The following is a 12959-nucleotide window of genomic DNA, read 5'->3' on the forward strand; positions in this document are numbered from 1 at the left end:
TTCAGATTTCTTGTTCCGCGTTGTTTCGACGCCCCGGGTTCGAAAGAACCCCTTGATGAGAGCCAACCCGCAAGGGCTGGCTCTTTTTTTATGAGCAAGGCAGTGTCGCTCGATTCTCAGTATTCGATCACCCGACGGAAGGGCGGCAGCGCATCCAACAAGAGCTGACCGTAGCGTCTCGCAATGATGCGTCTGTCCAGAATGGTCACCCGGCCCGTGTCCTGTTCGGTTCTCAGTAACCGACCAACCGCCTGGACCAGCTTGATCGAAGCGTCCGGAACGGTAATTTCCATAAACGGATTGCCTCCGCGCTGCGTCACCCACTCGGCCAGGCTCGCTTCTATGGGATCGTCCGGCACCGAGAATGGCAGCCGGGTAATCACCACGTGGTGCAGGTACTTGCCTGGCAAGTCAATCCCTTCCGCGAAACTGGCCACACCGAACAAGACGCTCGGCCGCCCCTCGTCAACCCGGCTGCAGTGCTGTCGCAACACTTCTCCCTTGGCCATATCGTCCTGGGTAATGATCAGGTCCGGGTGTTCCGGCGCCAGGGCGTCACGAACCTGCTGCATCTGGCGCCTGGAGGTGAACAGAACCAGCGTTGCCTTCTCCCCGGCCCACAAATCCGGCAAGCGAGCCACCAGCTCGTCCGCAAAGGTATCGTCCGTGGGCATGGCAGACATGGCCGGCACTTCTACCGTCGCCATCTCGCCGTACTTGAAGGAACTGGGCACGACCAGATAACGGCTCGATTCCGGGAGTCCGGCCCGCGCCCTTAACCGGTCGAATCGCCCGAGAGCGGTCAGGGTGGCACTGGTCAATACCGATCCGTAGGCCCTGGACCAGAGACGGGCGTACAGAAGGTTATCCGCCAGCACCGGCGAGCTGTACAGGGTAATGTCCTCGGCGTGGTCCCAGCGTTGTTTGACCGCCCAGCGTGCAGGTGCCGGGCTCTTGTAGCCCGTGCGCTGGGGATCGGGCTGCTCTGGTTTGCCTGAGTCGCTGGACTCGCTGGTGTTCTGCTGACTCCCGTTCTGCTCGCACCAGGCCGCCCAAAGGCGGAGCTGATCCTCAGCACGGCTGTGAAACGAACCAATCACCGGATACCAGGTCTCGGCGGTATCCCGGTCAATCTCGTGGTCCTTGCGCTCATCGAAGGCAGTCTGCAGCTCGTCGGCCAGCGAACCGAGATGCCGGACCAGATTGGCGGTCGCAATCCGGGTTTCGCCCGCCAGTTCAGCCAGCGCCTCCGGCAATTCGCCCTCCGGATAGCGCCACTGGGCCGTGCGCCGTTCCTCGTTGAATTCCCAGCCTGTGTTCTGCTCCGCCTCTTCATAGACCCGGGCGAGAACGAGATCAACATCCCGGGAGGCGGAACCGATACGGTCCAGTGTTTTGGCCGCCTGCGTTGCCGGGGCGAGGTATGGCTGCATCTTGGTGAGCGCCTGAGACAACTGTTTCAACCACTGCCGCGTGGAGTTCAGGGGAACCGATGCGGCAAAATGATTCAACGCCTTGTCTGGCAGGTGATGCGCCTCGTCGAAGATGAACAGTGCATTTTCCGGTTCCGGCAGGATGGCCCCGCCACCGAGAGCCAGGTCAGCCAGCACCAGATCGTGATTGGCAACCACGATGTCGGCATCATCGAGATCTTTGCGGGCATCAAAGAAGGCACAGCTGTCAAAGTAGCTGCAGTGGCGGTTGGTGCACTGTCGATGATCGGTCGTTACCTGACGCCAGACATCGTCCGGAATCTGTTCCGGCCAGTGATCCCGATCGCCATCCCATTCCCGGGAGCCATAACTGGCCAGCATCTCCTCGAAGAATGCCCGCGTTCCCGGCTCTTCACCCTTGGGGCCATCAAGCAGGAAGAGCGGCATGGTATCACTGTCACCGTTGCCCTCATCGTGGAGTCGGGCCTCGAGCCGGGACATGCACAGGTATCGGCCGCGGCCTTTGGCCAGTGTCCAGCTGAAATCCATTTTGCTGTGTTTTCGCAGGTCCGGCAGGTCCTTCAGAACAATCTGATCCTGCAGGGCAACGGTCGCGGTGGAAATGACGAGGGTTTTGCCAAGTGCCCTGGCCACGGGTATTGCCGCAATAAGGTAGGCCAGAGTCTTGCCGGTACCGGTTCCCGCCTCGACCACGCAGGTCGACGGCGGCGACGTGCGCTGGCCATCGTTATCGGTGATCTCCCCCATGTAACGGGCGATTTCGGCAATCATGAGACGCTGACCATAGCGGGCGCGAATATCCTTGCCGGCCAGAACGTCCCGGTAACCCTGCTGAATCTGCTGTTTGATGTCGTCGGTTAGCGCCATTAGCGGGGGCTCACCCAGTCCCGAACGATTCCCACCCGGAAGCGCTGCCCCTGTTTGCTGAGAATAACGCCATCCTGGGTAATCCTTTCCACCTGGAGTCCGGAAAAGCTGTCTCCCCTGCGCAGGTAGTTGTTGTTGATCATGACGCGACTGGCGTAGGGATCGGAGGAGTAGATATGGCTGTTGAAGGTCAAATCCGGGACGCTCTTTTGAAAGGACAGGGGTAACTCCACAAGATGCGGTACCCTGCCAGCCGGAGCGGCGTCTGGCAATACCGTATTTTCCCGGTCTGCCTGGGACGACGGAACAATAGACGGAACAATAATGGTAGGTCGTTCCCGAACCGCTGCTTCAGTATCGGTGCCACCACTTTCAGCCAACGCAGTCTCTGGCTCCGCCTGAACCGGGGACGCCATGTCCATTTCGGGCGACGCCATCTGTGGCTGGGAGTCAGGCTCAGGAAGCTGTTCGGTGTCGACCGGAGCCTCCGGCGCCGCAACAGATGTTAACTCTGCCGTGACCGGCACTAACCGGGGCCAGAACACCACAGCCAGCACAGCTGCGTTCAGCACGAGCGCGATTGCAATCCAGGACACCGCCGAGAGTCGTTTTTTCTTCGGCCTGTGGATCAACTGAACCTGGTGACCAAGATCCGGGATCTTGCCCTGTCGACGTTCCGTCTCCGATTTTCTCAGCGCATCAAGTATATAGGACATCGCTTATTTACCTTTGGCTGGCGCTGAAGGAACCAGCCTGGGGACGTCCGCCTCCAGATCATTGTTGATCTGGATAATGGTCATCGCTCCGGCGATGCCATCGACGGTCAGACCTTTGAGATCCTGATACCATCGAACTTGCTCCTCGGTCGACATTCGCTTGATCCGACCATTTTCAGTCACGGAAGAACTGAACCTGTCTGCAAGCTCCATCATCCTGGCACCGATCCACAACTGTTCGGCCCGGCTGCCGTTGGCCGGCCCATCGGCCAGAAACTCGGGGCGACTCCACAATACCCGATACCCACCGAACCAATAGGGTTCAATACTTTCGAAAGAAACTTCACGAACGCCATTGGGCAGCACGATCTCAACGACGTCCCCCTCAAGGCGACCAATGGCCACATAACCTCGATTCCCGGCTTCATCCTGCAACTCGAGAATGGCCGGGCGATCCAGAAATTCCAGACTTCGGCGCGAGCCCTGCCGTTCGAGGCAACCCAGGCCATCCTCGCGGGCAAACTGGCAGGCAACTGGGAAAAGTGCAGGACTGTAATCTCGATCCCACAGCGCAAACAATGACCGAAACGCGTCTGGCAAGCTTCGGGACTGTTCTGGGAAACTGAATGCATCCAACGCCTCGGCACCGGCGGATTCCGAAGCCTCCGGGGCCGGGGTGTCCGGATCGGAAGCGGGCGACTCCGTTGATGGCCCGGAGGTCTCCCGCTCAACGATACCCGCCTGAATGGCAGATGCCGCCAGCTCTGTCCGAATCTCAGTCACGGTGACCGGCCAACGATCAACCAGCCAGGCTGTCCCGATCACCGCCACCAATAGCGACGCGGTCAGCATCAAATACCGGGAGGGTTGGACAGACTCCCCTGACCTCTTCGACGACGATCCGGGAAAATCGCCCCGAACCTCACGCGCCGCCCGTCGAATATGGGCAGCTGTGATTTCGTGCTCCCCTTCGGCGTACGCGCCAAGCAAAGCCCGATCGCTGATCAGATTGATGAGGCGGGGAATGCCCTGGCTTTCCCGGTAAAGCTTCGACACCGCACCGGTCGTGAAAATATCGCCACGCATACCGGCCACGCTGAGTCGGTAGCGTAAATAGTTCAGGAGTTCTGACTTACCAATGGCGTCCAGGTGATATCGGGCGGTTACCCGCTGATTCAACTGCCGCAACTCAGGCAACGCCAGGATCTGCTGCAACTCGGGCTGTCCCAGCAACACGATCTGGAGCAGTTTCTTTTCTGCCGTTTCCAGATTGGTTAACAGCCGCAACTGCTCGAGTACATCCGCAGAGAGGTTCTGGGCCTCGTCAATCATCAGGACCTTGTGACGCCCGGCGGCATGGGCTTTCAACAAATCCTGGTTAATGAGGTCAACCATCTCCTTGATGCTGGCGTTACCCTTGTGAGGAATCCCCATCTCACCACAGATGGATGACAGCAACTCCCGGGCCGACAAACGCGGATTGAGGATCAAGGCGATATCCACGTGGTCCGGTGCGTTTTCAATGAAACACCGTGAAACCGTGGTTTTACCGGTCCCCACTTCACCCGTAATCACGATAAAGCCGCCCTGCCCCTTAACACCGTACATCAGGTGCGCCAGCGCTTCTTTGTGGCGCTCACTCAGATACAGGTATCGAGGATCAGGGGCAATGGAAAACGGGGGTTCCCGAAAGCCGAAGAAATCGTAGTACATGGGTATCCAGTCTGGTACTCAGGCACCGGGTTCGTCGGCGTTAAACCGGCCCCGGCTCTTTATGGCGGTATCATACCGCCCGCTCCGCTGAGCTGTCATCTCAGGAATCGCCGGAATCCGAGTTGCTGACCAACCGGAGTTCCGACGTACGCCGGTTTTGTTGTTTCAATCGCCTGACGCAGCGCTCCAGTGTTTTCGATATTCGGGCGTGAGAACGGATCATCGATATCTTGGGCCAGGTAGCGCGCTCCCCGGCCAGAATCATCTCTTTCACGTACGCCGGATCGGGGTTTGACAGCATTCGCCGGTAATCCTTCAGCGAGTAGGACGGCGCAATCGTGACATCGCCGGAATAGCGCTGGGCCATGATGGTGTAGAACTGACCGGACATTTGCCGTAACAACTCCGGTTTGAGGCGCTTGCGCAGGTAATCAAACACACCCTGGCCGTGAAACTGGATCTCCGACTTGAGCAAATGCATCGGTAAGTTGGCGAGGGAGAGCTTTTCATCGTGTCCACGGTTAGCGAGGAACGGAACTACGTGCGGATTGGTCTGGCTGACGATCGTGTAGTTAACGTCGTACAGGTGCATCAACCGTTCGATCGGGAGGTCGCTCACCACCGAGCCATCCACGAACTTGAGCCGGGGCATGTACGGCAGCGCATTACCGTGGATGTCTTTTTTCATCAGGGTGACCGGGGGAAAGATACCGGGTACCGCGGCACTGGCGAGCACAGCACTCCAAACCAGCAGATACGGTGAGGTATAACCGCACAACAATCGTGCCTTCTGGTGCGCCTGGATCGGCGAGACGCTGACGTTAATGGATCGCCCTGTCCGCTCGTAAGCTTCCTCGAACGTATACTCGCCAATGTTCGCGCGCAGACAGGACTTGAGCTGCTCCTGATCCATCAAGCCGTCACCACGAACGGCGCTCAGTAATCCCCGCCATTTCCACGCCTTGAGATTGTGGTTCTCCGGAACCAGCATTTCCGGTATTTCTTCGTCGGTATGCACTCCAAGAATGCCGGCGATGATCGCCCCGATGCTGGACCCCGCAATCACCTGCGGCAACAGCCCTTTTTCCCACAACGCCTTGATGACCCCGAAATGGAACATCCCGAGGGTAGCTCCGCCACTGAGCAGGAGTGTGGGACGACCATAGCTGGTCAGGGTATCGCGGAAAAACTGAAGTTTATCCGCGACAGAAAAGCCGGGGACAGGATGATCACAGAGGAAATCCAGCGCCTCACAGACCTGAGTGATGTATTCCTCCACCAGGTGCTTGGTACCTACCCTTGAATGGGTGTAGAGGGCAGGATTGCCCATGTTGCCCAGGTCATGGTGCAAACCCTCACGCAGTGCGCGTTTCAGGCGATCAAAGTCATTCTGTTGTCGATACTGTTTCAGGTTGCTGAGGCGGTCATAAATCACTTCATAATGGTAGAGGTCGGAGGCGAAGTCCTCCTTCCACTCGGCGGCCCCCTCAAGGAAGTCCAGTTCCAGAGCCGCAGCTTTCCACACTTCGTAGTTGGGTGCTTCGGCGAGCATCTTTCGGAACTTCTTGATCCGTGGGTCCCTGATCACCGGTCACCTCCTATCCTGTGCGAACAGTACAGCCTCAGAAATCTTCAAGCATCAGGTCTTCATCATCGCCGCTGGCAAACGGATCTTCCACCGGCTGACCATCATTAATGAGAAATTCCCTGCGCTGAAGAAACGCATTACGAACAAAAATGTAGCTATCACCCGAGATAAAACCTTCTGCCGGGATCAGGTCTGCCCTGACATCGACGATTTGGACACCCCTTGCGTAGTAGTTCTCCGGGCTGTCCACGTTGTCCCAGAGTGACGGTAGCACGAAAAGATCGGTCGCAAGACCGCCAAAGTGGCGGGGGCTGGAGGGGCCAAGAATCGGAAGCATCAGATAGGGGCCTGAGCCCGCGCCCCAGTACCCGAGGGTCTGACCAAAATCCTCTGGACGTTCCGGCAGATCAAAAGCCGTTGCCACATCGAAAAAACCGGCCAGTCCGAAGACCGTGTTATAAGTGAAGCGTCCTGCCGCGACGACGGCCGATTCTCCCTTTAGCTGCAGCAGACTGTTCGCCAGATTTCGTATTTCCTGCAGATTGTTGAAGAAATTCGTGATGCCACGATCGACGATAGTAGGCGTAAAGGTCCGGTAAGTTTGCGCGACCGGCTTTAAAAACCATTGATCGATTGTTTCGTTAAACCGGAATACTTTACGGTTCCAGTTCTCATAGGGATCGGTCGGGTTTACCGGCGTTGAACCTGCCGGCGCAGGCTCCTGCATGGCCTGGGCCAGCGCCTTGCCGGTCGAGAATCCGGTCGCCATAGCGATCAAGAGAACAAAAAAGGGCCAGCGCCGGGGGAAAAGTTGTCTCATTATCTGCTCTTGGGTTGTTAAAGTCGTTTCGGTTCGTCGAAAATACCGGCGCTTTTCTTATCATTATTCAAGTCATTGTTCCGGAGAGAGCCAATGCCAGTACCGGGTAATCATGTCTGCAGCCTTACAGCGCCGCTTCGCTGGGGCGATATGGACGCCTACGGCCACGCCAACAATACGGTTTATTTCCGTTTTTTTGAGGAAGCCCGAATAGTCTGGCTCGCCTCGCTGGATCTGGGAGGCCCTGAAGAACCCACCGGACCGGTTATTATAAAGACCAGTGCAACATTTCTGAAGGAGCTGAGCCATCCGGCTACAGTGGTGGTGGAAACATACGCTGACAAGGCAGGGAATACCAGCCTGGACACCTACCATGTGATCACAGACGCTGATACCGGGGATGTATACGCGGAAGGATATGCCAAAGTAGTCTGGTTTGACCGTCAAACCCGCACTTCAACCCGGCTACCAGACACCCTGAGGGCGCTGGCAGCTGGATAGAAGCAAGTCAGCGGCGGCGAACGACGACGCTGCCGATGGAATAACCGGCACCGAACGAACAAATGACTCCGATGTCCCCGGCCTGCAGGTCTTCCTTGTGCTTATGAAACGCAATAATGGAGCCTGCAGAACTGGTGTTGGCATACTCATCAAGAATCACCGGGGCTTCATCCTCGGTGGCATCCCGACCCAAAACTTTTCGGGCGATCAACTGGTTCATGTTCAGATTGGCCTGGTGTAACCACATGCGGCGCAGGTCCTCCGGCGCCAGTGACAAACCCTGGAGTTGATTCTGAATGGTCTCGGCCACCAGCGGAGACACCTCCTTGAACACCTTACGACCCTGCTGGATAAAGAGCTTATCCGGCTTGCCAATACCAGATTCGTCTGCCCGATTCAGGAAACCGAAATTGTTCCGGATGTTATTCGAGAATTGTGTCTTCAGGCTGGTCCCCAGGATTTCGTAGCCCTGACCCGAACCGGCATTCTCCTCCCGCTCGACCAGGATGGCGGTGCACGCATCACCGAAAATGAAGTGACTGTCGCGATCGCGAAAATTCAGATGACCCGAACAGATCTCGGGGCTGACCACCAGCACGGATCGTGCGGCGCCATTTTCAACCGAATTAACAGCAGCCTGAAGGCCAAACGTGGCAGAGCTGCAGGCCACGTTCATGTCGTAGGCGAATCCGTTGACGCCCAGCGCCTGCTGGACCTCGATGGAAATGGCCGGATACGCCCGCTGCAGATTGGAGCAGGCAACAATGACCGCATCGACGTCCGCCGCCGTCTTGCCCGCCTGCTCAAGTGCTTCCTTGCAGGCCGACAGCGCCATATCACACTGAACCGAATGCTCGTCATTGCTGCGTTCGGGAATGAGGGGAGTCATCCGTGTCGGGTCGAGAATGCCGTCCTTGTTGATGACATGCCGGCGCTTGATGCCCGAGGCCTTTTCGATAAAGGCCGAGGAAGACGGCTGCAAAGGGGCCACCTCTCCTCGTGCAATGTCATCCGCATGCTCGGAATTAAACAGCTCAACGTACTGATTGAACGCTTCAACCAGTTCGTCGTTATCGATGGTTTCCGGCGGTGTATAGAGACCGGTCCCGCTAATGACGGCTTTAATCACACTAACCCCACGTCATGGTTATGAAAACTGAAAACTTGTCGGTAACGCTGCCAGAAATACTAACACAGTCTTTGGCATTTGCCCGCCAGCAAACCGTGCAAGCGGCACCGGATTGGTGCAAGGCTCGCCCCGAGCTACACCCGGGTCAGCTCCCATTGTTTGTCCAGCCGCTTGATCGATACCGTCATCGCAGTGCCCAGTTGCTGGGCGAAGAAGGAAACCCGATACTCTTCCAGCATCCACCGATAGGTGGTCAGTTCCGGATCCCGGATTCCCTGCCGTTGCTGCTCATCCCGTTTGCTGGCGAAACGGGACCAAAGCGGTTCGATGGTGTGCAGGAACTCCCGTTCCCGTCCTAGTTCCCGAGGCATTTTCTCAAGCCGGATCAGAGCCGCATCAAAGTACCGCCCGAATTCCGCAAGCCATTCAGACGGTGTGGCAACGAGAAACCCCGGATAGACCAGGTTCTGCAACTGGAATTTGAGATCCGCCATGCTGTTGGCAAGGGCCAGAGAGATCTTTCCCTTCAGTTGCTTTGCCACTTTCTGATAGCCAGACATGGCCTGATAAAGACGTTCGTCCGCTTCTTCAAGGGCAGGAATAAAGTCGCCGCGGTGGCGATCAAAAACCTCGTCGAAATCTTCCTGGGTCCGGGGCAGACTGTCGCTCAGAAAATGCTCAATGGCGGTGGCAAGCAACAGATCGTCCAGCAATACCCTCGCCTGCCCGACCGGTGCGAACATAAGCGCCGATTGCTTGAATCGGGGCAGCTTTCGCTCCAGATCGTCGAGGGTTCGGCCGAATCGATTCAGTATCAGTCGGGCAACGGCCTGGCGTGTCGTGTCCTCGGCGGTCAGACGGTCCAGGCACCGAATCTGACGAACAGTCTTACCCATGTCTTCAAGCGCTGGATAAACGGTGATCTGCATTCCGCCCTTTTCGGTTCGTACCTGCTCAGGGAGCTCCCCGAAACACCATTCGTCATACTCACCAGTCGGCTCGGCTGATTTGGATTCACTGGTTGCCGACGCCAATGCCTCTTCCGCCTTACCTTCTAACTGGTCCTGAAGCCGGGACGCCTCCCGGCCCTCAGCCATGACTTTCCCGCCGTCGCCCAGCACTCTGAGGTTCATTCGCAAGTGGCGGGGCAGGTCAGAATCCGGCCAGGCATCCGGATCAATCTGGACGCCGGTCATACGCCGGAGCTGCTCACCCAACTGCAAGGCCAGCGGTTCATTGGAAGGCTGAAGGTTTGCAAGCGCCGCATCCACGAAATCCGGTACCGGAACAAAATTACGCCGAAGGGATTTGGGCAGACCTTTCACCAGTGCCACACACTTCTCTCGAAGCAGACCTGGCACCAGCCATTCGAGCCGTCGGGACGGAATCTGCTTGAGCGCCATCAGCGGAACCTGAAGGGTGACGCCATCGCGTTCACTGGTGGGCTCAAACTCGTAGCTCAAGGGATACCGGACACCTTCCCACTCAAGATAATCCGGGTAAAGATCACCAGCCCGATCATCTACAGGGCGCTGGAGAATATCCTCTTCGGTCAGCTCCAGGCTTTTTAACTGGTCGACAGAGAGGCTCTTCCACCAGCTCTCGAAGTGTCGGCCACTGACGATGTCCTGAGGCAAACGCTCGTCATAGAAGGCCACCAGTGCCTCGTCGTCCACCAAAAGATCCCTGCGCCGGGTTTTTTTCTCGAGATTCTCAACGGAATCGAGCATTTCCCGGTTGCGGGCAATAAACGGCGCCTTCGACTGGTAATCACCCTCCACCAGGGCACGGCGAATGAACAGGTTTCGACATTCCTCAGGGTCTATTTTGCTGTAGGCAATGCGGCGCTTCGGAACAACATCCAAACCATAGAGCGTCACCTTCTCGTAGCCCATTACCTGGGCCCGCTTCTGCTCCCAATGTGGCTCGAAGTAATGGTGCTTGATTACGTGTGCCGCCAGCGGCTCAATCCATTCAGGCTGAATAGCGGCAACCATACGCGCGAATACCCGGCTGGTTTCCACAATCTCAGTGGCCACAATCCATTTCGGCCCGGTCTTGGCCACTTTGGACCCCGGGAAGATCAGCACTTTCCGGTTTCGGGTCGCCAGATACTCTTTCTTCTCGACTTTAACCGCAACCTGCCCGAGCAGCCCGGCAAGGATGGCCGTGTGGAGCGCCTCGTAACTTGCCGCGCTCTTATTGAAAGCCAGCTTTTGCTCACGACAAATCAGCGTGAGCTGCCGGTGGATATCACGCCATTCACGCATCCGCATCCAGCTGAGAAAATGCTTCTGGCACACGTTCTTCATCTGGTTCTGAGACAGTTCCTGGCGCTGTTCCTCATAGAAGTTCCAGATATTAAGGAGGGTGACGAAATCCGATTCCTTGTCGTTGAACGGCGCATGGGCCTGGTCCGCCGCCTGCTGTTTTTCCTGAGGTCGCTCCCTCGGGTCCTGAACACTCAGGCCAGCAATGATAATGAGTGTTTCGGCAAGACTGCCCTGCCCGGCCGCCGTTACCAGCATCCGTGCCAGGCGTGGATCCAGCGGTAACCGAGCCATGGTCCGGCCCAACTTGGTAACACGGCGCTTGTCATCGACCGCGCTGAGTTCCTCGAGCAACTTATAGCCATCGTTCACCTGCCGCCTATCCGGTGACTCAAGAAACGGAAAGTGTCGAATTTCACCTAGTCCGGACGTCGCCATTTGCAGAATGACAGAGGCAAGATTGGTCCGCAGGATCTCCGGGTCGGTGTACTCCGGGCGGTTGATAAAATCTGTCTCGTCGTACAACCGGAAACAGATACCCGGGGCAACACGCCCGCACCGCCCTGCACGCTGATTGGCGCTGGCCTGGGAAATCGGCTCGATCGGAAGACGCTGAATCTTGGATCGGACACTGTACCGACTGATCCGTGCCACACCCGTATCTATGACGTAGCGAATACCCGGCACGGTCAGCGAGGTTTCCGCAACATTGGTCGAAAGAACGATCCGGCGCCCGCGATGGGACTGGAACACCCGGTTCTGTTCCTGGTTGCTCAAGCGCGAGTACAGAGGCAGCACTTCGGTATGCTTCAGGTCTACGTGACGCAATACTTTGCTAAGGGCACGGATTTCCCGCTCGCCTGGCAGAAACACCAGGACATCACCCGGCGGCTGCTTCTGTGCCCGTTCGTGCTGCTCAATCTCGTCGAGTGCACCCAGAACACCGTCGGTCCATCCCTGATCGCGATCATCCTCGTCGCCGGTCAACGGCCGGTAACGGATATCCACCGGGTAGGTTCGACCGCTGACCTCAATGACCGGCGCCTGATCAAAGAACTCGCTGAACCGTTCGACCTCAATGGTGGCCGAGGTGATGATCACCTTCAGGTCGGGTCGCTTGGGCAGAAGTTGTCGCAGGTATCCCAGGAGAAAATCGATGTTCAGGCTGCGCTCGTGAGCCTCGTCGATGATCAGCGTGTCGTACCGATCGAGGAATCGGTCGTGCTGAACTTCCGCCAACAGGATCCCGTCGGTCATGACTTTGACCCGGGACTGCTCAGAGGTGTTATCGGTGAACCTTACCTGATACCCGATCTGCTGTCCGACCTGCTCCCCCAATTCGTCTGCGATCCTGGCGGCAACGCTCCGGGCAGCGATTCTGCGTGGCTGTGTATGGCCAATCAGGCCGCGAATGCCGCGCCCACTGTTCATGCAGATCTTGGGAATTTGCGTGGTCTTTCCCGAACCGGTCTCCCCGGCAATGATGACCACTTGATGATTCTCGATCGCCTCACGGATGTCATCGACCCGCTCTGAAACTGGAAGCCCCTCGGGGAATGAGGCGGGCTTGTGCTGCTGCCGTCGCCGCTGGACTGTTTCAAGGCCCTGTTGCAGCCATCGATCCATCTTTTCCAGGTCTTTCTGGCCCGGGTTCCCTTTCGAACGGGCAACCGTCTTGACGATTCGGGCCGCCTCTTGCTGGTTGCAGGCTTCCAGCTGCTCCATCAGGGCATTGACGGCGGGCTTTCCGTCCGGCTTCTGGTTTGCAGCACTGGCGTTATCGGAAGTTGTGTTTGTCATCAAAATGCAGGGTTGCTCTCGTTCGCGGTAGGTTTTCTGAGAATGGCGATAGTCTAGCGGGAAAGGCCTTGTCTTAAAAACGGAAAAACCCCGCCAGAGCG

8 protein-coding genes are annotated in these 12959 nt (G+C 57.4%); 1 reads left to right on the plus strand and 7 read right to left on the minus strand.

From position 1 onward, the window contains the following. Positions 1–116 precede the first annotated feature (116 nt). The 5 genes from dinG to KZO34_RS01720 all read right to left on the minus strand — a co-directional run bounded on the left by dinG (position 117) and on the right by KZO34_RS01720 (position 7107). A complete protein-coding gene (dinG, locus tag KZO34_RS01700; RefSeq protein WP_219472723.1) occupies positions 117–2321 on the minus strand; it encodes an ATP-dependent DNA helicase DinG in 2205 nt (734 codons plus the stop codon). Then, positions 2321–3037, minus strand: a complete 717-nt coding sequence (locus KZO34_RS01705) for a general secretion pathway protein GspB (protein ID WP_219472724.1) — start codon at positions 3035–3037, stop codon at positions 2321–2323. The genes dinG and KZO34_RS01705 overlap by 1 nt, the downstream gene beginning before the upstream one ends. A 3-nt stretch (positions 3038–3040) precedes the next feature. After that, positions 3041–4750, minus strand: a complete 1710-nt coding sequence (locus tag KZO34_RS01710) for an ExeA family protein (protein ID WP_219472725.1) — start codon at positions 4748–4750, stop codon at positions 3041–3043. A 100-nt stretch (positions 4751–4850) separates the two neighbouring features. Then, the gene (locus tag KZO34_RS01715) at positions 4851–6338 is read right to left on the minus strand and encodes a DUF3336 domain-containing protein (RefSeq protein ID WP_219472726.1); all 1488 of its coding nucleotides are present in this window, start codon (positions 6336–6338) and stop codon (positions 4851–4853) included. 34 nt (positions 6339–6372) lie between these two features. Next, positions 6373–7107, minus strand: coding sequence for an MlaA family lipoprotein (locus KZO34_RS01720; protein WP_257900136.1), 735 nt, complete (start codon positions 7105–7107; stop codon positions 6373–6375). A 144-nt stretch (positions 7108–7251) separates the two neighbouring features. Here KZO34_RS01720 and KZO34_RS01725 point away from each other — a divergent pair, with 144 nt between their 5' ends. Further along, positions 7252–7659, plus strand: a complete 408-nt coding sequence (locus KZO34_RS01725; protein WP_219472730.1) for an acyl-CoA thioesterase — start codon at positions 7252–7254, stop codon at positions 7657–7659. A 7-nt stretch (positions 7660–7666) separates the two neighbouring features. Here the strand turns inward: KZO34_RS01725 and KZO34_RS01730 are convergent, their stop codons facing one another. Next, a complete protein-coding gene (locus KZO34_RS01730; RefSeq protein ID WP_219472733.1) occupies positions 7667–8788 on the minus strand; it encodes a beta-ketoacyl-ACP synthase III in 1122 nt (373 codons plus the stop codon). Between the two features lie 134 nt (positions 8789–8922). After that, positions 8923–12783 (minus strand): ATP-dependent RNA helicase HrpA, encoded by a 3861-nt coding sequence (gene hrpA / locus KZO34_RS01735; protein ID WP_374706513.1) that lies wholly within the window; start codon positions 12781–12783, stop codon positions 8923–8925. Between the last annotated feature and the right edge of the window lie 176 nt (positions 12784–12959).

Origin of the sequence: Marinobacter sp. F4206, from assembly GCF_019392195.1 — a bacterium.
GTDB lineage: Bacteria > Pseudomonadota > Gammaproteobacteria > Pseudomonadales > Oleiphilaceae > Marinobacter.

Excerpts from the sequence above, each read along its gene's own strand:
- dinG (WP_219472723.1), bottom strand. The coding sequence starts at position 2,321 with ATGGCGCTAACCGACGACATCAAACAGCAGATTCAGCAGGGTTACCGG.
- KZO34_RS01705 (WP_219472724.1), bottom strand. The coding sequence starts at position 3,037 with ATGTCCTATATACTTGATGCGCTGAGAAAATCGGAGACGGAACGTCGA.
- KZO34_RS01710 (WP_219472725.1), bottom strand. The coding sequence starts at position 4,750 with ATGTACTACGATTTCTTCGGCTTTCGGGAACCCCCGTTTTCCATTGCC.
- KZO34_RS01720 (WP_257900136.1), bottom strand. The coding sequence starts at position 7,107 with ATGGCGACCGGATTCTCGACCGGCAAGGCGCTGGCCCAGGCCATGCAG.
- KZO34_RS01725 (WP_219472730.1), top strand. The coding sequence starts at position 7,252 with ATGCCAGTACCGGGTAATCATGTCTGCAGCCTTACAGCGCCGCTTCGC.
- hrpA (WP_374706513.1), bottom strand. The coding sequence starts at position 12,783 with ATGGAGCAGCTGGAAGCCTGCAACCAGCAAGAGGCGGCCCGAATCGTC.